This window comes from Acinetobacter sp. 102 (assembly GCF_037028485.1).
Taxonomy (GTDB): domain Bacteria; phylum Pseudomonadota; class Gammaproteobacteria; order Pseudomonadales; family Moraxellaceae; genus Acinetobacter; species Acinetobacter higginsii.
Genome location: NZ_JAZEZK010000002.1, coordinates 62,873 through 87,642 on the forward strand (window position 1 = coordinate 62,873; position 24,770 = coordinate 87,642).

At 41.9% G+C, this 24,770-nt stretch carries 24 protein-coding genes; 12 read left to right on the plus strand and 12 right to left on the minus strand.

The features are described 5' to 3' along the window. Window positions 1–45 precede the first annotated feature (45 nt). The 5 genes from trpA (at window position 46) to WA352_RS02545 (ending at window position 5,107) form a co-directional block, all read left to right on the plus strand. Window positions 46–849, plus strand: coding sequence for a tryptophan synthase subunit alpha (gene trpA / locus WA352_RS02525; RefSeq protein ID WP_336141146.1), 804 nt, complete (start codon window positions 46–48; stop codon window positions 847–849). Beyond that, window positions 846–1,742 carry an acetyl-CoA carboxylase, carboxyltransferase subunit beta gene (gene accD, locus WA352_RS02530; RefSeq protein WP_004802814.1) on the plus strand — a complete coding sequence of 299 codons (897 nt, stop codon included), beginning with the start codon at window positions 846–848 and terminating at the stop codon, window positions 1,740–1,742. The genes trpA and accD overlap by 4 nt, the downstream gene beginning before the upstream one ends. Further along, on the plus strand, window positions 1,739–3,025 hold the full coding sequence (folC, locus tag WA352_RS02535; protein ID WP_336141148.1) for a bifunctional tetrahydrofolate synthase/dihydrofolate synthase: 1,287 nt from the start codon (window positions 1,739–1,741) through the stop codon (window positions 3,023–3,025). Before accD ends, folC begins: the two co-directional genes overlap by 4 nt. After that, window positions 3,016–4,092: an SPOR domain-containing protein gene (locus tag WA352_RS02540; protein ID WP_336141150.1), complete on the plus strand. Its 1,077-nt coding sequence runs from the start codon at window positions 3,016–3,018 to the stop codon at window positions 4,090–4,092. The genes folC and WA352_RS02540 overlap by 10 nt, the downstream gene beginning before the upstream one ends. Before the next feature lie 94 nt (window positions 4,093–4,186). Continuing rightward, the gene (locus WA352_RS02545) at window positions 4,187–5,107 is read left to right on the plus strand and encodes a DUF6929 family protein (RefSeq protein ID WP_336141152.1); all 921 of its coding nucleotides are present in this window, start codon (window positions 4,187–4,189) and stop codon (window positions 5,105–5,107) included. 151 nt (window positions 5,108–5,258) lie between these two features. On the opposite strand, the gene WA352_RS02550 is transcribed toward WA352_RS02545, so the two are convergent. From WA352_RS02550 to WA352_RS02560, 3 genes are all read right to left on the minus strand, one after another. After that, window positions 5,259–5,843 carry a dual specificity protein phosphatase family protein gene (locus WA352_RS02550; protein WP_032859819.1) on the minus strand — a complete coding sequence of 195 codons (585 nt, stop codon included), beginning with the start codon at window positions 5,841–5,843 and terminating at the stop codon, window positions 5,259–5,261. Window position 5,844: 1 nt separating this feature from the next. Then, window positions 5,845–6,654, minus strand: a complete 810-nt coding sequence (locus tag WA352_RS02555; RefSeq protein ID WP_241272147.1) for an MBL fold metallo-hydrolase — start codon at window positions 6,652–6,654, stop codon at window positions 5,845–5,847. Between the two features lie 314 nt (window positions 6,655–6,968). After that, window positions 6,969–7,610 carry a peroxiredoxin gene (locus WA352_RS02560; protein WP_251116398.1) on the minus strand — a complete coding sequence of 214 codons (642 nt, stop codon included), beginning with the start codon at window positions 7,608–7,610 and terminating at the stop codon, window positions 6,969–6,971. Window positions 7,611–7,973: 363 nt separating this feature from the next. Between WA352_RS02560 and secA the strand changes: the two genes are divergently transcribed. Together secA and WA352_RS02570 are read left to right on the plus strand one after the other, a co-directional pair. Beyond that, window positions 7,974–10,703 (plus strand): preprotein translocase subunit SecA, encoded by a 2,730-nt coding sequence (gene secA, locus WA352_RS02565; protein WP_004802826.1) that lies wholly within the window; start codon window positions 7,974–7,976, stop codon window positions 10,701–10,703. A gap of 148 nt (window positions 10,704–10,851) precedes the next feature. Then, window positions 10,852–11,256, plus strand: coding sequence for a hypothetical protein (locus WA352_RS02570; RefSeq protein WP_004802827.1), 405 nt, complete (start codon window positions 10,852–10,854; stop codon window positions 11,254–11,256). A 63-nt stretch (window positions 11,257–11,319) separates the two neighbouring features. On the opposite strand, the gene lpxO is transcribed toward WA352_RS02570, so the two are convergent. The 3 genes from lpxO to trhA all read right to left on the minus strand — a co-directional run bounded on the left by lpxO (window position 11,320) and on the right by trhA (window position 14,711). Further along, window positions 11,320–12,225, minus strand: a complete 906-nt coding sequence (gene lpxO, locus WA352_RS02575) for a lipid A hydroxylase LpxO (RefSeq protein ID WP_005206139.1) — start codon at window positions 12,223–12,225, stop codon at window positions 11,320–11,322. A 162-nt stretch (window positions 12,226–12,387) separates the two neighbouring features. Next, window positions 12,388–13,698: an MFS transporter gene (locus tag WA352_RS02580; protein ID WP_004802831.1), complete on the minus strand. Its 1,311-nt coding sequence runs from the start codon at window positions 13,696–13,698 to the stop codon at window positions 12,388–12,390. Window positions 13,699–14,069: 371 nt separating this feature from the next. After that, window positions 14,070–14,711, minus strand: coding sequence for a PAQR family membrane homeostasis protein TrhA (gene trhA / locus WA352_RS02585; RefSeq protein WP_336141156.1), 642 nt, complete (start codon window positions 14,709–14,711; stop codon window positions 14,070–14,072). 101 nt (window positions 14,712–14,812) lie between these two features. Here trhA and WA352_RS02590 point away from each other — a divergent pair, with 101 nt between their 5' ends. Both WA352_RS02590 and WA352_RS02595 read left to right on the plus strand, forming a co-directional pair. Next, window positions 14,813–16,030: a class I SAM-dependent methyltransferase gene (locus WA352_RS02590; RefSeq protein ID WP_336141157.1), complete on the plus strand. Its 1,218-nt coding sequence runs from the start codon at window positions 14,813–14,815 to the stop codon at window positions 16,028–16,030. A gap of 17 nt (window positions 16,031–16,047) precedes the next feature. Next, window positions 16,048–16,470, plus strand: a complete 423-nt coding sequence (locus WA352_RS02595; RefSeq protein ID WP_336141159.1) for a GNAT family N-acetyltransferase — start codon at window positions 16,048–16,050, stop codon at window positions 16,468–16,470. 38 nt (window positions 16,471–16,508) lie between these two features. Here WA352_RS02595 and WA352_RS02600 read toward each other — a convergent pair whose 3' ends face one another. From WA352_RS02600 to WA352_RS02620, 5 genes are all read right to left on the minus strand, one after another. Further along, the gene (locus tag WA352_RS02600; RefSeq protein ID WP_005322474.1) at window positions 16,509–16,745 is read right to left on the minus strand and encodes a hypothetical protein; all 237 of its coding nucleotides are present in this window, start codon (window positions 16,743–16,745) and stop codon (window positions 16,509–16,511) included. A 199-nt stretch (window positions 16,746–16,944) separates the two neighbouring features. Further along, window positions 16,945–17,799: a patatin-like phospholipase family protein gene (locus WA352_RS02605; RefSeq protein WP_336141162.1), complete on the minus strand. Its 855-nt coding sequence runs from the start codon at window positions 17,797–17,799 to the stop codon at window positions 16,945–16,947. A 66-nt stretch (window positions 17,800–17,865) separates the two neighbouring features. Beyond that, the gene (locus WA352_RS02610) at window positions 17,866–18,090 is read right to left on the minus strand and encodes a hypothetical protein (RefSeq protein ID WP_005206131.1); all 225 of its coding nucleotides are present in this window, start codon (window positions 18,088–18,090) and stop codon (window positions 17,866–17,868) included. 166 nt (window positions 18,091–18,256) lie between these two features. Next, window positions 18,257–20,392, minus strand: coding sequence for a 3-hydroxyacyl-CoA dehydrogenase NAD-binding domain-containing protein (locus WA352_RS02615; protein ID WP_336141165.1), 2,136 nt, complete (start codon window positions 20,390–20,392; stop codon window positions 18,257–18,259). 283 nt (window positions 20,393–20,675) lie between these two features. After that, window positions 20,676–21,881: an acetyl-CoA C-acetyltransferase gene (locus WA352_RS02620; RefSeq protein ID WP_241352097.1), complete on the minus strand. Its 1,206-nt coding sequence runs from the start codon at window positions 21,879–21,881 to the stop codon at window positions 20,676–20,678. A 226-nt stretch (window positions 21,882–22,107) separates the two neighbouring features. On the opposite strand from WA352_RS02620, the gene WA352_RS02625 reads away from it, so the two are divergent. From WA352_RS02625 to WA352_RS02635, 3 genes are all read left to right on the plus strand, one after another. Then, window positions 22,108–23,205, plus strand: coding sequence for an agmatine deiminase family protein (locus WA352_RS02625; protein ID WP_336141168.1), 1,098 nt, complete (start codon window positions 22,108–22,110; stop codon window positions 23,203–23,205). 83 nt (window positions 23,206–23,288) lie between these two features. Next, window positions 23,289–23,831, plus strand: coding sequence for an AAA family ATPase (locus WA352_RS02630; RefSeq protein WP_336141170.1), 543 nt, complete (start codon window positions 23,289–23,291; stop codon window positions 23,829–23,831). Next, complete coding sequence (locus tag WA352_RS02635) at window positions 23,828–24,259, plus strand: NUDIX hydrolase (protein ID WP_336141172.1); 432 nt, start codon at window positions 23,828–23,830, stop codon at window positions 24,257–24,259. The genes WA352_RS02630 and WA352_RS02635 overlap by 4 nt, the downstream gene beginning before the upstream one ends. A 6-nt stretch (window positions 24,260–24,265) precedes the next feature. Here WA352_RS02635 and WA352_RS02640 read toward each other — a convergent pair whose 3' ends face one another. Next, complete coding sequence (locus WA352_RS02640; protein WP_336141173.1) at window positions 24,266–24,745, minus strand: GNAT family N-acetyltransferase; 480 nt, start codon at window positions 24,743–24,745, stop codon at window positions 24,266–24,268. Window positions 24,746–24,770 lie beyond the last annotated feature (25 nt).

A 24,770-nucleotide genomic window follows, 5' to 3' on the forward strand; every position in this document is an offset into this window, starting at 1 on the left:
TACAAACAACTCCTTAATTTATATAAATCAGGAAAGCATAATCCTATGTCACGTCTTGCCACTCGTTTTGAACAGCTTAAATCTCAGCAACGTAAAGCGCTTGTTTCTTATGTTATGGCAGGTGACCCGCATCCACAGGTAACCGTTCCATTGCTTCACCAAATGGTTGAAGCGGGTGTCGATGTCATTGAACTGGGTCTACCATTCTCTGACCCAATGGCAGATGGTCCTGTGATTGCTTTAGCCGCTGAGCGTGCTTTGGCAGGCGGAACCAATACCTTAGATGCATTGGATATGGTGAAAGTCTTTCGTGAAAAAGACCAAACCACACCAGTGGTATTGATGGGATATTTAAATCCTGTCGAAGTCATTGGTTATGAAAAGTTTGTTGCTTATGCGAAAGACTGTGGTGTGGATGGGGTGCTTTTGGTGGACTTACCGCCAGAAGAGTCTAAGCAATTAGGTGAAGTTCTTCAACAAAATGGAATGGATCAGATCTTCTTGCTTGCACCTACTTCAACCGACCAACGTATCCAACATGTGGTCAATCAGGCGAGCGGCTTTGTTTACTATGTGTCACTCAAAGGTGTGACAGGTGCAGCAACTTTAGATACCTCTGAAGCAGCAGCGCGTATTGCAAAAATTAAGTCTAAGACCAATGTACCAGTAGGTGTTGGTTTCGGGATTAGTGATGCTGCGTCTGCAAAAGCAATGGGTCAAGTTGCCGATGCCGTGATTGTAGGAAGTGCTTTCGTTAAATCTTTTGCGACATTGCCAGCGGATGAAGCTGCGCAACAGACGGTGAATAAAGTGAAGGAGCTTCGAGCTGCGCTCGATGAGTTAGTATGAGTCAAGAGTTAACATCAGGGAAGGTTCTTAACCCTTCAACACCTTGGACTGAGCGTCATGTCCCAGGTATTCAGGTTGCAGATCAACAACAGATATTTAAAGCGACCTTTACTGAGCCTACGATTGAATGTCCTGAGTGCCATGCGCTGGTAACACGTACTGCAATGTCATTTAATGCCTATGTGTGTCCTCAGTGTGATGAGCACTTACATATGCGTGCGCGTGATCGTTTGAACTGGTTCTTTGATCAAGTGAATGGTGAGTTAGGTCAAGAATTTAATCCCAAAGATCCATTAAAATTTGTAGATAGCAGACCTTATCCAGATCGCATTCGTGAAGCACAAGACAAAACAGATGAAACCGAAGCACTTGTGGTAATGCAGGGTTCGTTGAAAGGCCTAGATCTGATTGCATGTGCCTTTGAGTTTGATTTTATGGCAGGTTCAATGGGTACTGTCGTTGGCGACCGTTTTGTACAGGCCGCTGAACGCGCAATCGCCTTGCATCAACCAATGATCTGTTTTGCTGCTTCTGGCGGCGCACGTATGCAAGAAGGCATGTTGTCTTTAATGCAGATGGCGCGTACTGCGGCTGCAATCCAAAAAATGAAAGAAGCGCGTGTTCCATACTTGGTGGTACTCACTCATCCTGTATACGGTGGTGTAACCGCTTCATTGGCGATGCTTGGTGATGTCCATATTGCTGAACCGAAAGCGATGATTGGTTTTGCAGGTAAACGCGTGATTGAACAAACAGTACGTGAAAAACTGGAAGAACCGTTCCAACGTGCAGAATATTTGCTTGATCATGGTGTGGTCGATCAGATCGTTCATCGTCATGCATTACGTGATACTGTATACAGACTTGTCGCTAAGCTGATGAATTTACCTTGAAACCACTCGCACCACATTCAACAGACACATTAACAACATGGCTCGATTATTGGGGCCATGTTCATGTTACAGGCATTGATTTAGGTTTAGAACGTGTCATTCCCGTCGCTGAAAAGCTCGGTGTGATGCAACCTCAGGCGAAGGTGTTTACCATCGCTGGAACCAATGGTAAAGGTTCAACCACCACAACCTTGGCTGCGATTTTAAATGCGCAAGGTTACAAGGTTGGCCTGTATCAATCACCGCATATTTATCGTTTTAATGAAAGGGTAAAGTTGGCGGGTGCTGAAGTTGATGATCGAAGTTTGGTGGATGCGTTTGTTTTAGTCGATCAAGCACGACGTGAATGTGGTTTAAGTCTATCTTTTTTTGAAGCAACCACTTTGGCTGCTTTTTTGATTTTTAAACAGCAACAATGTGATGTTTGGGTGCTTGAAGTCGGTCTAGGCGGTCGTCTTGATGTGGTCAATGTGATCGATCCTGATATTGCTGTGATTACCAATATTGGTCTAGATCATCTAGATTGGCTCGGCGACACCGTAGAAAAAATCGCATTTGAAAAAGCAGGGATTATTCGTCCGAATATTCCAGTGGTGTTCGCAGGTCAGCAACAACTGCCACAAGCCATTCAAGATAAAATAGTTGAAACCCAAGCTCAGCTATATGCCTTGAATCGAGATTATTTTTACCAGCAGAATGATGATTGCCAAACTTGGTCATTTGCGTCTTCTGGCACAACCTTACAGCTTCCTGTTGGACAACTAGCGCTCGACAATATTTCTACCGCAGTAGCTGCTGTATTGGTGAGTGGTGTTGAGGTTTCTCAAGCAGCGATTGCTACGGGGATTCAACAAGCACGCTTACAAGGTCGTTTTGAAATACGACAAATCCAAGATAAAACCGTAATTTTTGATGCTGGGCATAATGCACATGGTGTCGAATTTTTATTGAAGCAGTTGCGAAAATTCTTAAAATACAATAAACAGTACACAGATGTTGTTGCAGTATTTTCAATGCTGGCCGATAAAGACATTCCATCGGTCACTGATTTACTAAAAACAACAGTAAAAGATTGGTTTATTGCTAATTTAGATGTGCCTAGAGCCGCACCAGTGCAACAGATCCATGATGCATTGCAAGGGCAACAGGTATACGAGTTCGGCAGTATCCAGCAAGCGTTTGAAACTGTGCTGAAACAAAGTAATAACAATCAGCTGATTTTAGTCTGTGGTTCGTTTCATACTTTAGAAGCGGTCTGGGAGTATTTAGAAGAATGTCGATGAATAACAAACAACGTTGGATGGGCGGCGTTGTTCTACTCGGTGGTGGTGTTTTATTAGCTGCATTGCTGTTAAAGGGCAATGATGAAATTGAGCAAGATCACACGCAAGCTCCAGTTACTCATCCGATTCCCAAAACTGAGTCTAAACCGAAAACAGCACAGCCAGCTCAAGACAGCGAAATGGTGTCATTACAACCATTGGCTGTCGATGTGGAAACAGAAAAGCGGTTGCTGGAAGAACAGCGTCGTTCACGTGAAAAAGCGGTGGCTGAACAAGAAGCGCGTGCAGCTGAATTCTTAAAGATGCAGCAACAGGCCGAAGCAGCAGCAGCACGTAAAGCTGCGGAAGAATATGCAGCGATTAATGCACGTCGTACTGCAGCTCAAGAAAGCTCGGATAATATTCCACCTGAATTGGTTGAAGATGAAAAAGCCAAGGCTCAACGACTTGCGGATGAAAAACGTAAAGCGGATGAAAAGAAGCGCGCTGAACAACAGAAAACAGATCAACAAAAGTCTGATGCTGATAAGAAGTTAGCGGAAGATAAGCGTAAAGCTGAAGCAGCAGACAAGAAAGCAGCCGAAGATAAACGTAAAGCAGAAGCAGACAAGAAAGCTGCAGAAGATAAGCGTAAAGCAGAAGCAGACAAGAAAGCCGCTGAAGATAAACGCAAAGCAGAAGCTGACAAGAAAGCAGCAGAAGATAAACGTAAGGCAGAAGCAGAGAAGAAAGCTGCTGATGAGAAAAAACGCAAAGCTGACGAAGATACTAAGAAGAAAGCTGAGGCTGAGAAAGCACGCGATCTGATGGAAAATGGCGATAAAAAGTGGATGGTACAAGTCGCTTTGGCAGCAAACCAAGCCAATGCAGATGCTGTTGTGTCGAAATTACGTGCTAAAGGCTACAAGGTAACGACCAGCCAGACCTCTAAAGGAATCCGTATTATGGTTGGTCCTGCCAAGGATCGTGATACTGCGGATAACACGCGTAAGAAAATCACAACGGATGAAAGCTTAAATATGAAATCTGCTTGGGTGATTGATTGGGTTCCGCTTGACCAACGATAAACCTTGATCATCCCCTAGATCAAATCAGGAACACATCACAGGCTTTATTCATGCTGTGAGTGTTCCAGCAAAATTAAATAGGGGACTCGCGATCATGAATACAGCGATCAGAATATTAGAACGATTTGTTTTTTCACAAGATTCTGATGTTAGTGCACTCTCTGGTGTCGCCTGTATAGGGGACGATGTTTACCTTGTTGGGGACGATGTCCGTTACTTACTCAAAACCAATCGAAACAACAATATAGGTAGTGCAACGGTTTTTGAAAAAGTTCCGTTATCTGAGTCGTCTGAGCAAATATCATTTAGTGTATTGAGCAAAGCAAAAAAGCCTGATTTTGAAGCACTAAGTTGCATAACCTTAGATGGGCAACAGCAACTACTGGTGATGGGATCAGGTTCTACCGAAAATCGAAAACAAGCATTACTTTATAATCCATCTAACAATCAAATCCGCATTTTTCTGGATGCAGTCGATTATCACTTTTTAGAAAACAGCGTTGAATTAACGGGTGGAGCTGAACTGAATATAGAAGCCGTATGTTCAGACCATCATCATCTCTATATCTTTCAACGTGGCAATATTAATCGCCATCATGGTGTTTTAGTCTTTGATTTAGCTGAAATTCAAGCAGGAAAATCGTTAGAAAACGCGCTTATCAACTCGCTTAATCTCAATTTGCCTGAGATTGAGGGGGCTGCAAGTGGGATTTCTGATGCCTATTTTTTTGTGGATAAAAATCTAATTGTCGCCACGGCAGCGGTTGAGCAAACATTAAATACCTATGACGATGGTGATGTGCTGGGTAGTTTTATTTTGCTGTTTTCGCCAGATGGTAAAGCCTTATCTAGCCATTTGATTCAAGATGAAGAAGGTAAAACGCTCGCGATTAAAGTTGAAGGGATTACTTGGTTGGAGTCGAGATCCGATGGGGAAGTGTTCTTATTGGTCACGGATAGCGATGGTGGTGATTCTGAAATTTTGAAGCTATGGCTGGCTCATTCAGCTTTTTGAAAAGCAGAAGGGCAAGTAAAACTTGCTTGGTGATCATGCAATTTTGAGCAGTATATTGTGCAGGTTGATTCATGATGACTGGACAATTTAGCTTCTTTAATAAGCTCTATTTGCTAAATAAATAGAGCTTGGTCCAAAATAATTCCAATGTTTAGCGAGATGGATTAGACAGTTGTTGTTGAATCCATTTTACATTTTCAGGCGTAAATAAATGATCAATATTTTTCCAGATCACATGGAAGCCATAGCCTCCTTGTTTCATCTCTTTGACCGCATCATCAATTGACCAGTTTTCAAAAACAATCCGATACATGGCAATGGTTGCACCAGTACGGTCAGAACCATGGTAGCAATGCACTAAAATTTTATGATTCTTTTCTTTGGCTGTCTGAATCGCTTGCATGGTCTGTAATAGATCTTGACGATTGATGGCCCATGTATAAATTGGAATATGCACAAGATTAAACGGTTGATCTTTTAAAACTTTGGCATCTTCATTTTTGGCTCTGAGATTGATGACCGTATCAATGTTATATTGTTTTAAGCTTGGAATGAGTTCATTGCTGGGCTGATCACTACGAAATACATCATTGCTAATTTGATAAAAATTATGCTGCTGTGAAATCAGTGTTCCCCAGTTTTTTGGACGTTGTTCATCATTGAGGCTTGAATGCTTCATGCATCCGCCTACACTGAGTGTAGAAATCAGGGTGAGGGCAAGGAGTGTTTTTTTCATATTACTGATAACGATTGAATTCGACGGGATCGTGCGCACAAATTAACTCAATGCTTGGTTCATGTTGAGCGAGATATTGTAACTGCTTGAGGTTTTGCAAACGCAGTTGATTATTTTCAGCCAATAAGCGTTCAGTGAAATCTAAGGCTCTGAGTTTATTTTTTGGATTGAGTTCCAAGTGGGTGTAATAGGCATCGCCACAGAATAGGACCCAGCCATCAGTCTTTTTAATCGCAATCCCACAGTGTCCAGCAGTATGGCCAATCAGTGGAATCATTAGGATTTCCTCTTGAAATAAGGCTAATCCTTTGACTTTTTGTAGATTAAACCAAGATTCACCTTCACTATGTTCCGCAAAGCTCCAATGGCGATGTTGTTTGAATTGCTCCGTTTTATAACGGAGCTTGCCTTTGGCTGTGAGTGATTGAGTGGCATTAAATTCCGCAGCTAAGAGATGTACAGTGGCATTGGGGAAGTCTGAAATTCCACCGGCATGATCAAAATCTAAATGGGTCACAAAAATATGTTTTACATCACTGGGGTTAAAGCCGAGCTGTTGAATTTGTTGGATGGCAGTAAGTTTTAAATTCGGCACAATTGAACCAAACTGTTTAAGTAAACGGCCTAAACGCTGTTCAGTATGTAAATAGTCTTGAAGCCCTAGACCTGTGTCAATTAAGACTAAGCCACGATCAGTTTCAATCAACAGGCAATGACAAACGAGGTGCGCTTTCCAACCTTTTTGTCCAAATAATGGCGCACAAGTCGGGCAGAAGCTGCCACAATGTAGATGGTGGATATTGTAGATCATGGTGCTTTTTTTATTGTGTAGCGGATCGAATTATTTTTATAACCGATTGATTCAGAAATACCAAAACAATTTTTGCTGGTATATAAAAAAGCCTATCCAGAGGATAGGCTGAGATGCATGTTATTCAGATTTAATATTATTTTCTTACTGCTTGGGTTTATCCTCTACTACGCACTCCGTTTGTCTTGCACGCTTAGCTCACAGCATAGCTGCTCATCTTCTTGCGAAGCTTTAGCCGCTTCTCAGGAACGAGCATTGCTCGTCTTTATTGCTACGCACTTCGTTTGTCTTGCACTGCGATTAAAGCATACGCTTTAATCTTGTTCAGGCTGGGGGGTGAGTCTTAAATATGGTTTGACCGCCTTATAGCCTTTCGGGAAGCGTTGTTTGATTTCTTCTTCATCTTTCAATGAAGGCACAATCACCACATCTTCGCCATGTTGCCAGTTTGCTGGGGTTGCCACTTTATGCTTGTCAGTTAATTGTAGTGAATCTACCACACGCAATACTTCATTAAAATTACGGCCTGTCGACGCAGGATAGGTAATAATCAAGCGAACTTTCTTGTTCGGGTCAATAATCACCAATGAACGTACCGTTAAAGTCTCACTGGCATTTGGATGAATAAAGCCATATAGCTCAGAAACTTTACGGTCTTTGTCCGCGATAATCGGGAAGTTGACCGTGGTATTTTGCGTTTCGTTGATGTCCTGAATCCAGCCTTGATGTGATTCAACATCATCGACTGAAAGGGCGATGGCTTTCACTCCACGCTTGTCAAACTCATCTTTTAGCTTTGCGGTATAGCCAAGTTCCGTGGTACAGACTGGGGTGTAGTCGGCAGGATGGGAAAAAAGGATTCCCCAGCTATCCCCTAAAAAGCCATAGAAATCAATATCGCCTTGGCTTGATTGTTGTTGGAAATTTGGGGCGATGTCGCCTAAACGTAATGTCATGATCAGTCCTCTATACATTCTTTATGTTTTCTATCTCTATTCAATATGCAGTATTCTCTTTATAAATAAAAAGATTGTTTTTTCATTTTGTTATGAATTTTTTGGATATGAATAAGTAGTGATGCTAAAAAATGATCAGAAATACACATTCAAATCGATGTAAGTTAAATGCAAATTTGCTACATTAACGCTCTTTGGTTGTGTGATGTCAGAATCGCCTCGCAGATTTTTTTGCCTGTTTGAATGCAAAGCACTTGTAGTTCTTATTTCTGACTCCATAATAACAGCTAAGAAAAAATTAACCGACCTAGGGTTTGTTGAAATTGACAAACCTTATAACAAACAGGATTAGAGAGTTTATTCATGTTGGCAAGTCTGATCGGAGGTATCTTCGGTACAAAAAATGAGCGTGAGCTCAAACGCATGCGTAAAATTGTTGAACAAATTAATGCGCTTGAACCGACGATATCTGCTCTTAACGATGCAGACCTCTCTGCAAAAACTCCAGAATTCAAACAACGTTTTAGTAATGGCGAAAGTTTAGATAAGTTAATGCCAGAAGCGTTTGCGGTGTGTCGTGAAGCAGCAAAACGTGTCATGGGCATGCGCCATTATGACGTGCAGTTGATTGGTGGTATTACCTTGCACGAAGGTAAAATTGCCGAAATGCGTACAGGTGAAGGTAAAACCCTGATGGGTACTTTGGCGTGTTATCTCAATGCATTAAGCGGTCAAGGTGTTCACGTGATTACGGTGAACGACTACTTGGCACAACGTGATGCTGAGTTAAACCGTCCATTATTCGAATTCTTAGGGCTCAGCATTGGTGTGATTTACTCCATGCAAATGCCTGCTGAAAAAGCACAAGCGTATACTGCTGATATTACTTACGGTACCAATAACGAATTCGGTTTCGACTATCTACGTGACAATATGGTGTTTTCTCTACAAGAGAAAAAACAGCGTGGTTTAAGCTATGCCATCATCGATGAAGTCGACTCAATTCTAATTGATGAAGCGCGTACGCCATTAATTATTTCCGGTCAAAGTGAAGATTCATCTCATCTTTATCAGCTCATTAATAATATTCCCCCAACATTACGTCCACAGAAAGAAGAAAAAGTGGCTGATGGTGGGCATTTCTGGGTCGATGAGAAACAACGTTCAGTTGAAATGACTGAAGTCGGCTATGAAACGGTTGAGCAAAAACTGATTGAAATGGGCTTGTTGGCTGAAGGCGAGAGTCTTTATTCAGCAACTAACCTGAATTTGGTTCACCATGTGACTGCAGCGATTCGTGCACATTATCTTTATCAAAAGAACGTACACTACATCATCGGTGTGAATCCACAGACTCAGAAAGAAGAAGTCATTATTGTGGATGAAAGCACTGGTCGTACCATGCCAGGTCGTCGTTGGTCAGAAGGTTTGCATCAAGCGGTTGAAGCCAAAGAGAGCATGGAAATTCAACCTGAAAACCAAACGCTTGCAACGACAACCTTCCAGAATTATTTCCGTCTGTATAAAAAACTTTCAGGTATGACGGGTACTGCAGATACTGAAGCTGCGGAAATGAAAGAAATTTATGGCCTAGATGTTGTCATTATTCCAACGCACCGTCCAATGGTTCGTAAGGATCATAACGATTTAATTTATTTAAACCGTAATGGTAAATACACCGCGATTATTGAAGAAATTACTAATATTCGTCAGCAGGGTGTTGCACCAATCTTGATTGGTACCGCGACTATTGAAGCAAGTGAAATCTTGTCTTCTAAGTTGCTACAAGCTGGTATTCATCACGAAGTCTTGAACGCAAAACAGCACGAACGTGAAGCGGATATTATTGCACAAGCGGGTAGTCCAAATGCGGTGACGATTGCGACCAACATGGCGGGTCGTGGTACAGATATTTTGCTGGGTGGTAACTGGAAAGCCAAGCTTGCCAAAATTGAAAATTCAACGCCTGAAGATGAAGCACGCTTACAAGCACAATGGGAAAAAGATCACGAAGATGTTTTAAGTTCGGGTGGTTTGCATATCATTGGTTCTGAACGTCACGAATCACGTCGTATTGATAACCAGTTACGTGGTCGTGCCGGTCGTCAAGGTGACCCAGGTGTATCTCGTTTCTATTTATCGCTTGAAGATGACTTGATGCGTATCTTCGCGGGTGATCGTGTGGTTGCCATGATGCGTGCGATGGGCTTACAAGAAAGTGAAGCGATTGAACACAAAATGGTCAGTCGTTCAATCGAAAATGCGCAGCGTAAAGTTGAAGCACGTAACTTTGATATTCGTAAGAACTTATTGAAATACGATGATGTAAACAACGAACAACGTAAGATCATTTATTCGCAACGTGATGAAGTATTGGCTGAAAGCACTTTACAAGATTACATCGAAGAAATGCATCAAGAAGTGGTGAAGGGTTTAATTGCGGACTTTATTCCACCTGAGTCGGTTCATGATCAGTGGGATATCGAAGGCTTGGAAAATGCTTTACATGCAGATTTAGGTATTGACTTGCCTGTACAGCAATGGCTAGACCAAGATCGTCGTTTAGATGAGGAAGGTTTGATTGCACGCATTACTGATGAAGTAATTGCACGTTATCGTCAACGCCGTGAACAAATGGGTGATGAATCAGCAGCAATGCTTGAACGTCACTTTATGTTGAATTCACTTGATCGCCATTGGAAAGATCATTTAGCGGCGATGGATTATCTGCGTCAAGGTATTCATTTACGTGGTTATGCGCAGAAGAATCCTGAGCAAGAATACAAGAAAGAAGCCTTTAACTTGTTTGTGAATATGTTGGGTGTGATCAAGTCTGATGTCGTGACGGACCTTTCTCGTGTGCATGTGCCGACAGCAGAAGAGTTAGCTGAACTTGAAGCACAGCAACAACGTCAAGCTGAATCAATGCGTCTGTCTTTCGAGCATGATGATGTTGATGGTTTAACGGGTGAAGTCACTGCTTTTGAAGAAACTGAAGTGACAGAAAATGCATTCCCAGTACCAGAAAGTCGTAATGCGCCTTGTCCATGTGGTTCAGGTCTAAAATACAAACAATGTCACGGTAAAATCTAAGTTCATAACTTGATTTAAGCTGAAATAAAAAAGCAGAGCATCAGCCTCTGCTTTTTTTACGAGAATTTACTTGAGTCCAAGCACGCTTTGTAGTTTCATTATTGGACTTACAGATCTTGATTGAGTTCGCATTAAAAGCGGGAAGACAATGAAAAAACCATTACAACTTTTAATTTTGGCAACTGCGGCGGTATCTGGTTTTGCATTTGCAGACGATGCACCACAAACTACAACTGTGGATAAAGTATTGGCAGCAAAAGGTACCAATACAGCTGAAGCGCAAGTCAAGCGTGAAGTAACAACTGTGATTAGTCCACGTACTGGCATTCGCTATACCTTAGGTGATACAGGCAACCGCCCAATCGTATTGCAAACGGCTGCAATCGCACCTGCAAACTCAGCAAATATTAACCGTATTGTGGCATCAAACCCTGCATTATCAGCACAAAGCCAAGAGAAAGCGAAGATTGCTTTAATCGGTGAAACAGCTGTTCAGGCGGCCAATGCGGCTGCGGCACAAACTGCAGGTACACAGACTGCTAAAGCAAATTAATTTCAATTTGTTTGAAATAAAAAAGAGATGCAATTGCATCTCTTTTTTTATGGAAGAATTTTATTATAAAAAGCTTGGTAATAAAATTAAGCCAATCAGGATAGCAAAAAGCAGCCACTTTGATACGTAGTAAAGTGGGCGATTACGCTCTTTTAAACCACGGCCATAGTGATGCACGGCATAGCCGTATTTAAAAATACGGTTAATAAAACCAGTTTTGTCTTGGTCATCATTGGGCGAACTTGCCGCAGACATGACATTACGGCCAAACCAGTGATTAAACTTTTGTGCCCAACCCCATTTCATCGGGCGTTCGATGTCACAGAATAAGATAATACGGGTTTCATCGGTTTTGTTTTCAGCCCAATGCACAAAGGTTTCATCAAAGACGGTAGCTTCACCATCTCTCCAGCTATAACGCTCTTGATCGACTTCGATAAAGCAATCATCGCTATTGGGTGTCACTAGACCAAGATGATAACGTACCGATCCTGCATAAGGATCACGGTGTTTACCTAAGTAGCTGCCAGAAGGCAATTCGGTAAACATGGCTGCTTTGACTGATGGAATACTTTCCAGTAACGCCACCGTTTTTGGACAGAGTTGATGTGCAGATGGATGACTATCTTGATACCATTTCAGATAAAAGCGTTTCCAGCCTCGTTTAAAGAAGGTATTAAAGCCTGCATCATTGTTTTTTTCAGAAGCTTTAATTTGATTTTGCAGTTGAATTGCTTCTTCACGAATCACTTGCCAGTTATCCTGCAATGGTTTCAGTTCTGGGAACTGTGCCACATCGAAGAAAGCCTGATTCGGCAACTTAGAAAAGCCCGTCATAAACATGTTGATCGGTGCTAAAAATGTCGAATGGTCAAATAATTGTCGAGATGCTTTTAAGCGCTCTTTACCCCGTAAATAGGTATACAAAAAGCTGACTAAAAATACGGCAACGATAATCACTGCGTACATAACACAATCGTCTAAAAAAAATGAAGGCGGTTATTTTAGCACAAAAAATATTTGGAAGAATGCAGCCCTAAGCGCAACTTTATAAGATAAAAACTATGCAATTGAATGGTATTTCAGATGATCTGAGCGTGTATTTTTCACAGATCATCTGAAAAATAATGATTAAATTTGGTTATTTACATCATCATGCTTGGTTTCACGAATCATTAAAAATGCGATCAACGATAAAATGGAAGCCAAACTTAAATATAAACCAACTGCGCCTAAGCCATAACTTTCTGCCAACTTGGTTGCGATATACGGTGCAAAGGATGCGCCGAAAATGCCTGCCAAGTTAAAAGTTAAAGCTGAGCCTGTATAGCGAACTGAAGTTGGAAAGATTTCTGACAATACGGTACCAATTGGACCATAGGTTAAGCCCATAATCGAAAGACCGATACATAAGAACAAGAACACCAGAATTGGGCTACCTGAGCCGAGCAGTGGTGCAAAACACAGTCCGAACAAGGCTGAAAGAATACATACCGCAATTGATGTATTTCTACGGCCAAATTTCTCTGCAAAAATTGCAGATAAGGGAATAAAGGCAGCAAAGCATAATGTCGCTACGAGCTGCAATACTAGGAATTCACCACGGGCATAGCCGAGCTTGGTGGTGCCCCAGTTCAAGGCAAATACGGTGGTGAGATAGAACACCACGAAAGTACAGATTGCTGCGATCGTACCGAGGATGAGCATTGGTAAATGCTTGGTCATGACCTCTTTAAACGGGACATTCACTTCTTTTTGCTTGTTTAATACTTTTTGGAACGCGGGGGTTTCATGCAACTTTAAACGGATGTATAAACCGACCAAAACCAACACTGCACTTGCAATAAATGGAATACGCCAACCCCATGTCATGAATGCTTGTTCAGACATAAAAGCATTGAGTAATAAAAATGAACCTGTTGCAAGGATAAAACCGATCGGGGCACCGAGTTGTGGGAACATACCATACCAAGCACGCTTGCCCTCTGGTGCATTCTCAGTGGCAAGCAGTACCGCACCGCTCCATTCACCACCTAAGCCTAAACCTTGACCCAAACGGCATAAGGCGAGCAATAGAGGCGCAGCAAGGCCAATTTGTGCATAGGTTGGTAGTAGGCCGATACAGACAGTTGAAATACCCATCGTCAGTAAAGCAGCAACCAATGTGGCTTTACGTCCGATTCGGTCACCGAGATGTCCGAAAATTGCAGCACCAATTGGGCGGGCAATAAAAGCGATCGCAAAGGTCGCAAGTGACTTCAGCACCGCAGCGCCATCGCTACTTTCAGGGAAAAATAAGTGTGGAAAAATGAGTACTGCTGCTGTGGCGTAGATATAAAAGTCAAAAAACTCAATTGTCGTACCGACAAGGCTAGCAAATAATACCCGTACTTTTGAATTGCTGGCCACTTCTGGGGTGGCAGTCGTAGTGCTTGACGACATACAAGACCTTCATGTTATTCATTCAAGAACATATAGGGGCTGCTGATATTTCACCGATGCTTGCGACAGTGGAAATTTTTTAGGCGGTACAAGGAATGTCTTGCGAAACTTAGTCATTCTAAGTAAGCAAGATATAACGCAGTAACGGCAAAAAATATCCCTGTCCCGTAGGGTTATGGCTAAAACTTCCCTAAACTGCGTTATGAAACTTGACAAGGGGGATACCATTGCTTGCGTTTCATGCCTTGTTTATGTCGTTTTAGCCAATAACGCAATGTATGGATGAAACGTCAACAGCCCCTAATCACTGTCTTGAAAAATTCCTTTTGAATGTGCAGTTTTACTTCGAAAACTTAATGCTATATATGGACTTATAATACATAACAGTAGATTGCCAAAAAGTGTAATCCTGCGCCTAATAGCACAAAAACATGCCAAATTGCGTGGGTATATCTTACCTTTTTTAAGGCATAAAACAATGTGCCGATGGTATAAGCCAAACCACCTGCAATCAGTAGTTGCACCGCTTCTCGAGACAAGTAACGTTGCATATCATCCATCACCAAAACAGCCAGCCAACCCATGACTAAATAGGCGGCTAGAGAAATTTTTTGGAAGCGATGAATGAATACCAGTTTGAACAGAGTACCGATCAGGGCAATGGCCCATAAGGCGATCAGTAAGTAATGCGCTTTGGCGGTTGGGATGGCAATACTGAGAAAAGGGGTATAGGTGCCTGCAATCAGATAGTAAATCGCGGTATGATCCAGTTTTTTATACCAATAACGTTTACGTTCATCTTGGGCAAAGTGATACAGCATGGAACTACTGAGCAACAGTACCAAGCTAAAGCCATAGACCCATAAACTGATCCATTGCCCTAAAGGCAGGCCATAGCCTTTGATGATCAAAAAGATTGAGGCAATTAAAGCCAACAATGCGCCAGCCCCATGACTATAGGCATTAATCAATTCTTCTTTGGGGTCATAGTCCAGCAATGTGTTTGTGTTCATCAAGCGATCTGGTTGCATAAAAATACAACTGTATCGCAATGCAATTTCCCTTTTAAAGTAAGACGCTTTAAAATTTAGTTTCTATTTGTCAGGTTTTCATTATGTTTGCGCCGAATTTTTCTTTTGAACAAGAACAGCAGTTTTTCTTGGATATCCAGCAATCTATTGAAAATAAAAGCTTTGATCGTCTGATTTTGAGTCAGTACAAAGGCGAAATAGCGCAACTAGAAAAGATGACATTTCGTGTGATTGAACTACAGGGGCAGGCAACCTTGTCTTGCTTATACCATCACAGCACACAAGACATCACTAAAAATTATAGTATTGCCGAAGGTTTGGAAAAGATTGCTGAGTTATTGAGTCTGTCTAAGCAAGCCAATCTCTTTAGTACTGAACAAGACGTTCAACTGAAGAAAAATAAGAAGAAAGCCATGTTGAACACTCAGAAGAAACAGGCATCTACCGACAAAGTAGGGCAACAGCAGCACGATCGTGAAAAGCAGCGCTATGTACAACAGCAAAGTCCATTTTTAAAGCATCTCGGTATTACTGATGAAAAAGGACAAATCGTTCCAAGCATGGCGCGGAAGTGGAAACAGATTAATAAATTTATTGAAATCTTTTCGCATGCGTATGAACAGATTGATGCTTCACAGCAAGAATTGAATATTGTTGATTTTGGCTCAGGCAAAGGTTATTTAACTTTTGCTTTATATGATTATTTGCAGGCGCAGCATAAGACCCCCTTGATTACGGGGGTTGAACTGCGTTCGAATCTGGTTGGGTTTTGCCAGAATGTGGCTGATCAAACGGGTTTTAGTCATCTGGATTTCTTTGAAGGGGATGTGCGTAGCTATCAGCCAGAAAAGTTAGATGTGATGATTGCATTGCATGCCTGTGATATCGCCACTGACTTTGCCATTCATACTGGTATTCGTCTGAATGCATCCATGATTATGTGTGCACCGTGTTGCCACAAGGAACTTCGCCCACAGCTACAAAGTCCAGAGGTGTTACAGCCGATGTTGCAATTCGGCATTCATGCAGGGCAACAGGCTGAAATGCTCACTGATACCTTGCGAGCTTTATTGCTTAAAGCCTATGGTTATGAAACCAAAGTTTTTGAGTTTGTATCTTTGGAGCATACCAGTAAGAATAAAATGATTCTTGCAACCAAGCGCAAAGATATTCAACAACCTGATGCCAAAATCATGCAGCAAATTCAAGCGTTGAAAGCCATGTATGGCATTGAAAAACAGAGTCTGGAATTATTATTACAAGATCAGATGCCAGTCGAGAATATTGGCTGTAAGTGTTAATTAAAACAGAGAAAACGATGTACCAAGTCAAACAGGGAAATTGGGATCAATTACAGCAAGATGCGAAATTGATCCGAACATTGGTTTTTATTCAGGAACAAGGTATTGCTGAAGTGGATGAGTGGGATGAGCAAGATGCGATCTCACAACATTTTGTTATCTATGATCAGGATCAGCCGATTGCGACAGCACGATTATTGCAAAATAATAGTGTGGGGCGCGTTGCTGTGCTTAAGGCTTATCGGGGGCAAGGTCTTGGTCAAATGATTATGCTGGAGATTATTGCTTTTGCGAAGCAGCAGGGACGTATATTCCTGCATTTGTCTTCACAAGTCCATGCGATGTCATTTTATCAGCAGCTGGGTTTTGTGGTGCAAGGGGATGAATATGATGAGTGTGGCATCCCTCATATTGAAATGCGGATGCCACTTCTACAGTAAATTCACAATGAAGTGAATGAGCTTGAATTGGACTGAGTTTATGGCTGTTGCTGAGTTTGGGCAGCCACTTCAGAACTCGCTGAAGAGCTATTTTGAGTATGTTCCTGTTGTTGAGCTTTACGCTGTGCGCCTGGCATATAATCCGGTTCTTGGGTCATGGCCAAATAGAAAAAGCTTAAAAAGATCGTGCTGAGCACACCGACAATAATGACAAATTTCCATCCCAATACCGTTTCTTCATTTGAATCTTTTTTTGGGGATGGTTGATTATTCATAATAAATTCCAAAAATAACAAAAACAAAACTAGATTTTGCGCCTTTTGAGGCAGATTTGCCAAGTAGGAATATGGAATTGATGATAAGAAATTGGTTCATGCTTTGGATAGGGATGCGTAGACCGAAGATGCTGCCATCATTGAACTAAGAAAAAACGCTTCGCCATCCAAAGGAAAATTGGATTTGTTTGTATAAGAATTAAAGCTTGTTCCAGTCTTCAATTGCCTTTAAACCTGTTTCTATTCCTACATCATAGCTATAGCGTATCTTGGCTTTATTCTTTGAAAGACGACCTGCCATATTTTTTAAATCAGGGGGGCAAACTTCCAAGATTTTCTGACCAGAGGCTGAGCGGGTAAATTCGACAGCATCGTTATAACGTTGAGTCCGCGTTAATAAACTTTGTGCAAAACCACGCTGTTGTTTAAACAGGTATTTGGCAAGGAACTGATCACCTTTACTACTAGCTTTATAATATTTTTTTGGACGAGTTCTGAGTACCATTAACTTGGAAACATCATGTTGTTGTGCTGCCCAATGCACAGGTAGGGCATCGGCAACGCCACCATCAAAATAAGGTTCACCGAAAACCTCAACGGCTTGGCGTGTCAATACAGGGATCGAGCTTGATGCTCTTAAACCATCTAGAATATTGTCTTTCGAGGCTTTAATGTAAGTCGCCTCGCCTGAAATCGCATGAGTCAATACCATATAAAATTCAGGATGATTGGCAAACAGATGGGCTTGATTGAGCGGATGCTCTTTTTCGACGATGTCCCACATCCATTTTAAGTCCAATAGGTCACCGCCTTTGAAAAAGCGACCATATTGAATAAACTCAGAACGAAGCGAGTGATCGAGGTAGAGATTTAGGGTGCGGCCTTGTTGGGCTGCGAGATAGTTGGCCACATTGGTTGAGCCTGAAGAGACGCCAACGCAGAGATCAAAAGGATTAAATTGTTGCTGTAAAAATGCATCTAAGACACCGCTGGTGAATGCTCCGCGCATTCCACCGCCTTCAACGACCAGTGCCTGACGATTTTGTTGAAGCATTGAAAATCTCGAATATCATGATAAACCCATGTTTTACACGGATTTATCATATTCGACAATAACACTTTAGTGATTGTGTTGATGTGCTTCCGTTGCCCCTGTTTCTGTTGTCACTGATGATTGTGACATTTCAGCTGGGGTAGCTGCTTTCTTTTGATTCATTGGCATATAATCTGGTTCATTATTAATGGCCAAGTAGAAAATCACCATAAACAGTACACTGAGAATTGTGGTGATAATTAATGCTTTCCAACCCCAAGGCGAAGTTTCTGGGCAGAGTTTTTCAGACATAAGAAATTTCCAAATGATGCAAAAAAATAAAGCAGAATTGAGAAAGTTATAGCATAAATTGTGATGCATTACTCAGATGTTTTGCTGTGATTTTGTCGAGCGCATAAAAAAGCCCGTACAGACAAGGAGTTCCATACGGGCCTTAATTGGCTTGGCTAAATCGAGATTATTGAATCACAGTATTTTGCTGTGCTTTTTCTTTCAATAATTTTGGTGGTGTAAAACGCTCACCGTATTGTTCCGCCAGTTGCTCGGCACGTTGCAATGATTTTTGAATGCCATTTTGATTCAGGAATTGAATGGCACCGCCTGTCCATGGAGCAAAACCAATTCCGAAAATTGAACCGACATTGGCATCAATCACAGATTCTAAAACACCTTCTTCATAGCAGCGTAAAGTATCCAGTGCTTGTACAAACAGGAAACGATCAATCATGTCTTGTTCAGAAATACTATTGTCTTTCTGCCAGCGGCTGAGACCATCCCATAAATGTTTTTTACCATTTTCAGGATAGTCATAGAAACCTGCACCCGCTGCCTTACCTTTACGGTTTAGCTCATGAATCATGGTGTGTACCACTTCATCCACTGGGGTTTTCGGTAAATCTTTGCCTTCCGCTTGCAGGGCTTTACGGGTTTCTGCTGCGACATGTTCAGTCAAGCTCAGAGAAACTTCATCCTGAATCGCAAGTGGGCCAACCGGCATACCTGCTTTCAGTGCTGCCATTTCAATTTTGGCTGGATGTACACCTTCTGCAAGTAGACGCATCCCTTCTTGAATGAAAGTACCAAACACGCGGCTGGTGAAGAAGCCACGGCTGTCATTCACTACAATTGGGGTTTTGGCAATTTGCTGAACAAAGTCGTAAGCCTTGGCCAATGTATCAGCAGAGGTCTGTTTACCTTTGATAATTTCGACCAATTGCATTTTATCGACTGGGCTAAAGAAATGTAGTCCAATGAATTTTTGAGCATCTTTACTTGCCGTCGCCAAACCAGTGATTGGTAGGGTAGAGGTATTCGATGCAAAGATTCCACCTTCAGCCAAATATTGTTCAGCTTCTTGCGTCACTTTGGCTTTCAGTTCTTGGTTTTCAAACACCGCTTCTATGATCAGGTCACAGCCTTGCAAATCTGCCGCATTCGCCGTTGCAGTAATCAGTGCTAAGACTTGGTCACGCTTTTCTGCGGTCATACGGCCTTGTGAAACACGTTTATCCAGTAATTTTTGTGAGTAGGCTTTGCCTTTTTCAGCATTTTCAACAGAGACATCTTTCAAAACTACAGGAATGCCTTTGATTGCAGTTGAATAGGCAATGCCTGCACCCATCATACCCGCACCTAACACACCGACTTTGGTCGCTTGCCATTTTGCAACATCCGCAGGGCGACTTGCACCAGACTTAATTGCATTGAGGCCATGCCAGAAAGTACCGATCATATTTTTAGAAATCTGACCGACCGTGAGTTGAGTAAAGTAACGTGATTCGATACGCAAAGCGGTATCAACATCAACCTGCGCACCTTCTACTGCTGCCGCCATGATCGCTTCAGGCGCAGGGTAACAGCCTTTGGTTTTATCACGTAGCATCGCAGGGGCAATTGCAAGCACTTGTGCTACAGCAGGCGTTTTCGGATCGCCACCTGGGATTTTGTAGCCTTTAACATCAAAAGGTTGCTGTGACTTTGGATTGGTTTTGACCCAAGCAATGGCTTTGTCTAACAGCTCTTGTTCGTTCTCAGCGGTGTCATGTACCAAACCAAGTGATTTTGCTTTATCTACCCCAAATTGCTTGCCTTCCATCAGGAATGGAAACGCATTTTGTAAGCCAAGCAGACGTACCATACGCACGATACCGCCACCGCCTGGCAGCAAGCCTAAGGTCACTTCAGGCAAACCAAATTTGGTTTTTGGATCATTGATGGCAATACGGTAATGACAGCCTAAAGCAATTTCCCAACCGCCACCAAGCGCCGTACCATTTAAGGCAGCAACAACAGGTACACCTAAAGTTTCAATTGCACGTAAGTCACCCTTGAGTTCTTCAATCATTTTGAAAAATTCAGTGGCATGTTCAGGTTGTACTTGAATCAGCTCATCCAAGTCACCACCAGCAAAGAAGGTTTTCTTGGCGGAACGGAAAATAATGCCTTTTAGATCCGTTTCTGTTTTAAGCTTTTGGCTGACTTCATTGAGTGAATCACGGAATTCTGCATTCATGGTATTGGCAGATTGACCCGATGAATCAAGGGTAAGAATTACAATATTGTCAGCGTTTTTTTCGTATTTAATAGCGCTCATATATCATCGTCCAATATTTTATAAGCTTTGTTTCAAGTCACCCGCTTATCTGTATTTATGAAAATACGCATAGCAGAGTCTTGTTTAGCTCTCATCTAATTTCAGGATAAACCTTCGGTTCGACCTACTTTTGTTTCGGCAAAAGTAGGCAAAACCATTGTCATTCGCAAAACCTGTTCAATTTCTTCATTTATAAAATTGATCGTAGAAACAATAAATTGCATATACTGTGCAGGTTGCGAATGACCTTTCCGAGTATCATATTTCTGGGAGCGTTGGGTGTTTATACAACTTCAATAATGGTAGCGATCCCCATTCCACCACCAACACACAATGTGGCTAAGCCACGTTTTTTGCCTTGACGTTCTAACTCGTCTAACAAAGTTCCTAAAATCATGGCACCTGTTGCACCCAACGGATGACCCATCGCAATTGCACCGCCATTCACATTGACTTTCTCGGCTGGAACGTTGAGTTCATTGATAAAACGCATCACCACGGCAGCAAAGGCTTCATTGACTTCAAATAGGTCAATATCATCAATCGTTAAGCCCGCTTTGGCTAAGGCTTTACGTGCAGCAGGGGCAGGGCCTGTCAGCATAATGGTTGGATCTGTACCCACCAATGCCGTTGCAAGTACTTTGGCGCGTGGTTTTAAGCCTTGTTCTTTGACGGCTTTTTCAGAAGCCAATAACACCACCGCAGCACCATCAACGATGCCTGATGAGTTACCCGCATGATGCACATGGTTAATTTTTTGTGCTTCAGGATACTTCTGTAGCGCAACCGCATCGAAGCCCATTTGTCCCATCATTTCAAAGCTGGCATTCAGTTTTGCTAAGCCTTCAACGGTGGTAGCACCTCGAATAAATTCATCTTTTTCTAAGATCAGTACACCCGAATGATCTTTAACAGGAACGACGGATTTATCGAAATAACCTTTGGCCTGTGCTGCCGCTGCTTTTTGTTGTGAGCCGACTGCAAACGTATCGACATCTTCGCGGCTATAGCCATCTAATGTTGCGATCAAGTCCGCGCCAACGCCTTGTGGTACAAAAGAAGATTTTAAGTTGGTTTCAGGATCAAGTGCCCATGGGCCGCCATCAGAGCCCATCGGGATACGTGACATGGATTCCACACCGCCTGCGACGACGATATCTTCCCAACCAGAGCGGACTTTTTGTGCTGCCAAATTGACTGCTTCCAAACCAGATGCACAGAAACGGTTGATTTGTACACCAGCAACATCATCATTCCAGCCTGCTGCAATAGCCGCAGTTTTAGCAATATCACCGCCTTGGTCTGCAATCGGGGTAACACAACCTAAAACGATGTCATCCACTTTTGACGTATCAAGTTGATGGCGTTGTTGTAATTCATTGAGTAATGATGTGAGTAAAGTAATCGGTTTGACTTCATGAAGTGAGCCGTCTTTTTTCCCTTTTCCGCGTGGTGTGCGAATGGCATCAATAATGTAGGCCTCGCTCATAGGTTTTCCTTGTATCACCTTAAAATTGTTGTTTATCGAGTGTACTCAATTTAAGTGTCAGTGCAATGATGATAAACATTGGCAAGTTTGATGCTTTTCGCCAATTTGATAGGTTGCGTGAGTAATCAAGCCAAGCGTTAAATTTGGTATTTTTCTACATGTCTTGTGACATCTTCGATTAGACTAGCATTTGGAAATGATTGATAGAAAAGATGGGCGAAAGCACATGATAAAACTAAAGCGTCACTATGCGGCCATGGTATTGATCTTGTCACTTTTTGGATGTGATTCATCTGGACGGAATATTGAAAATAACAAAACAATCGAGGATAAAAACAAGGTGAGCCAAACCTATTCAAATCAAGCTGCTGATGACAAAATGCTATTGGTGTTGTCTGCACCTTCTGTACATGATCCGTATTACAAATCTGCTTTTCAACGAATTGTAGATTTTCAGATTGATTATGCAAAATCAATTTTGGGTAATGACAATGTCGTGATTTTGGTGGATGAGGATACCAAGCCTTATTTCACGGGCAAAGTGCCTGAAGATATTTTACTGGTAGATGATGTCCGTGATATCTGGATGCGCGACTTTACTACGGTTAATCCAATGCAACCTGTGCAATTTACCTATACTTGGGCTTCGATGACCCAGAAACAAAGTAAAGATGTGCAAAAAAGTTTTAGTCAGTTTGCTGATCGTTATCAAATTCAAAGAGCTAAAACTGATTTGATGATTGATGGGGGTAACCTCGTTGATGACTATGCGGGTCGTGTCATTACCACTACACGTTTTATGGAAGATAATGAGCTTAGCTATAACGAGGCCAAACAAGAGTTAAAGGCTACGTTGGGTGCAACCGAAGTTGCCATTTTAGAACCAGATGAAGAAGTGCTGGCACATTCAGATGGCATGGTCAGTTGGGTGGATAAAAATACTTTGCTTGTGAATGACTATTCAAAAACACCATCATTTAGAAAAACCGTAATGAAGGAGTTAAAAGCATCATTTCCAACTGCAAAAATTGTGGAAGTGCCTGTTGAATATAAGACCAATCCCAAAGGGCAATGGGAAGGTTTTGAGTCAGCATGTGGTGTGAATTTAAATGCGACGGTCACACATCACAATATTTATGTGCCAACCTTTAATATGCCGCATGATCAGAAAGCACTCACGATCATCAAGCAAAATACCAGTAAGAAAGTCATTCCTGTAAATGCTGAAAGTGTTTGTCCAATGGGCGGTAGCGTGCGTTGCCTCACTTGGCAGGTGACTGAGGACAATGCTGAGAAACTGATTCAAGCTGCTCGAGATAAGTAATTGATTTGCAACTTGCATCTGCTGATTCACAAGCCGATGCAAGTTGTTTAGACTCTCATGTCTTTTAATTGTGCTAATAACAAATGAAGTTTATTAATATTATTGGTACGACAGGTTCGGGTAAATCGACGTTTGCCCGACAGTTGGCGCAAAAACAACTATTACAATACATCGAACTGGATAATTTACTTTGGCTGGATGATTGGCAAGAATCGGCCAATGAAGCCTTGTTTTTGAAGCTAAAAATCGCCATGAAAAATGCTACAGCAGGGTGGGTCATTGATGGTCTTTATACCCGCACTACTCCAATGATGATGGAGAAAGTAGATACCGTCATCTGGTTAGATTATCCCTTTCACATCAATTTATATCGTTTGACCAAGCGTACATTCGGGCGTGTGATCAGTCGGAAAAAGTTATGGGAAGATTCAAATAATCGGGAAAGTTTAAAATTGATGCTGTCCAAAGAATCTATTTTTATCTGGTTAATTAAGTCCTATCCGAAAAACCGAAAAAAATACTTAGCTTTGATGCAGAATCCAGACTATCAGCATATTCGGTTTATTCGTTTAACCTCTCCACAACAAGCAGAAAAATTTTTAGAACAGATTAAGGCCATGCAATGACGTCTATTCGAGCAAAAGCGTTATGCCTATTTCGTCATAATGACAAGGTGTTACTTGCAAAAGCGTATGATCCCAACAAGGATGAATATTTTTTCAGACCGATCGGTGGTGGTATCGAGTTTGGGGAAACATCTATTCAGGCAATTGAAAGAGAGGTCTTGGAAGAAATTCAGCAGCAGCTGATACAGCCAAAACTTATCTGCGTCATGGAAAATCTATTTAGCTTTGATGGACAGCAAGGCCATGAAATTGTGTTTGTATATGATGCCGAATTTATAGACCTACATATCTATAAGCAACACCACATACAGGGTTGCGAAATCAATGGACATAGCTATATCGCACAGTGGCTAAGTCGAGAACAAATCGCACTGACTCAATATCCTGTTTATCCAAAAGGCATTGAGCAATGGCTATTCAATGCGTAGATCATCTCAAGTTGAGTTTATGGAATCATTCGACAAATCTAAATGAAAGAATTGGTTATAAGGTGATTCGGTATATTTTGCGAAAGCGGCACCTTCAATAAAGCCAAACTTCTTATAAAGTTTGATTGCTGCATCAAAGTGAGTATCTTTTCCTGTTTCTAAACTGACTTTTTCATAGTGACGTTGCTGGGCAAGTTCTAGCAAATATTCCAGTAGTTGTGCTGCAACCCCTTGACGTAAATGGGCAGGATGAGTCCGCATAGACTTGATTTCTGCATGGTCGGGTGTCAGTTCTTGGATTGCGCCACAGCCCAGTAATTCTTCATCGCTCCATAAGGTATAGACGCTAATTGTATCTTTTTGCAGACTGCTGAGGTCTAATGCAAAACTATGTTCAAGTGGGGTATTTTGATGTAGGCCATGCAAGTGGATATAAATCAAATTTTGTACTTGTGGGTGAGAAAAGTCAGCTTTTTTAATGATCATTGTTATTCAAGCAAATTGTAGGGGG

What these genes read in the sequence shown, in the direction of transcription:
- WA352_RS02590 (WP_336141157.1), top strand. Translation starts at nt 14,813, where the DNA reads ATGTTTGCGCCGAATTTTTCTTTTGAACAAGAACAGCAGTTTTTCTTG.
- trpA (WP_336141146.1), top strand. Translation starts at nt 46, where the DNA reads ATGTCACGTCTTGCCACTCGTTTTGAACAGCTTAAATCTCAGCAACGT.
- lpxO (WP_005206139.1), bottom strand. Translation starts at nt 12,225, where the DNA reads ATGTACGCAGTGATTATCGTTGCCGTATTTTTAGTCAGCTTTTTGTAT.
- WA352_RS02620 (WP_241352097.1), bottom strand. Translation starts at nt 21,881, where the DNA reads ATGAGCGAGGCCTACATTATTGATGCCATTCGCACACCACGCGGAAAA.
- WA352_RS02635 (WP_336141172.1), top strand. Translation starts at nt 23,828, where the DNA reads ATGACGTCTATTCGAGCAAAAGCGTTATGCCTATTTCGTCATAATGAC.
- WA352_RS02625 (WP_336141168.1), top strand. Translation starts at nt 22,108, where the DNA reads ATGATAAAACTAAAGCGTCACTATGCGGCCATGGTATTGATCTTGTCA.
- WA352_RS02560 (WP_251116398.1), bottom strand. Translation starts at nt 7,610, where the DNA reads ATGACATTACGTTTAGGCGACATCGCCCCAAATTTCCAACAACAATCA.
- WA352_RS02540 (WP_336141150.1), top strand. Translation starts at nt 3,016, where the DNA reads ATGTCGATGAATAACAAACAACGTTGGATGGGCGGCGTTGTTCTACTC.
- WA352_RS02610 (WP_005206131.1), bottom strand. Translation starts at nt 18,090, where the DNA reads ATGTCTGAAAAACTCTGCCCAGAAACTTCGCCTTGGGGTTGGAAAGCA.
- WA352_RS02600 (WP_005322474.1), bottom strand. Translation starts at nt 16,745, where the DNA reads ATGAATAATCAACCATCCCCAAAAAAAGATTCAAATGAAGAAACGGTA.
- WA352_RS02605 (WP_336141162.1), bottom strand. Translation starts at nt 17,799, where the DNA reads ATGCTTCAACAAAATCGTCAGGCACTGGTCGTTGAAGGCGGTGGAATG.
- WA352_RS02545 (WP_336141152.1), top strand. Translation starts at nt 4,187, where the DNA reads ATGAATACAGCGATCAGAATATTAGAACGATTTGTTTTTTCACAAGAT.
- accD (WP_004802814.1), top strand. Translation starts at nt 846, where the DNA reads ATGAGTCAAGAGTTAACATCAGGGAAGGTTCTTAACCCTTCAACACCT.
- WA352_RS02630 (WP_336141170.1), top strand. Translation starts at nt 23,289, where the DNA reads ATGAAGTTTATTAATATTATTGGTACGACAGGTTCGGGTAAATCGACG.
- WA352_RS02615 (WP_336141165.1), bottom strand. Translation starts at nt 20,392, where the DNA reads ATGAGCGCTATTAAATACGAAAAAAACGCTGACAATATTGTAATTCTT.
- WA352_RS02570 (WP_004802827.1), top strand. Translation starts at nt 10,852, where the DNA reads ATGAAAAAACCATTACAACTTTTAATTTTGGCAACTGCGGCGGTATCT.
- WA352_RS02595 (WP_336141159.1), top strand. Translation starts at nt 16,048, where the DNA reads ATGTACCAAGTCAAACAGGGAAATTGGGATCAATTACAGCAAGATGCG.
- WA352_RS02550 (WP_032859819.1), bottom strand. Translation starts at nt 5,843, where the DNA reads ATGAAAAAAACACTCCTTGCCCTCACCCTGATTTCTACACTCAGTGTA.
- trhA (WP_336141156.1), bottom strand. Translation starts at nt 14,711, where the DNA reads ATGAACACAAACACATTGCTGGACTATGACCCCAAAGAAGAATTGATT.
- WA352_RS02555 (WP_241272147.1), bottom strand. Translation starts at nt 6,654, where the DNA reads ATGATCTACAATATCCACCATCTACATTGTGGCAGCTTCTGCCCGACT.
- secA (WP_004802826.1), top strand. Translation starts at nt 7,974, where the DNA reads ATGTTGGCAAGTCTGATCGGAGGTATCTTCGGTACAAAAAATGAGCGT.
- WA352_RS02640 (WP_336141173.1), bottom strand. Translation starts at nt 24,745, where the DNA reads ATGATCATTAAAAAAGCTGACTTTTCTCACCCACAAGTACAAAATTTG.
- WA352_RS02580 (WP_004802831.1), bottom strand. Translation starts at nt 13,698, where the DNA reads ATGTCGTCAAGCACTACGACTGCCACCCCAGAAGTGGCCAGCAATTCA.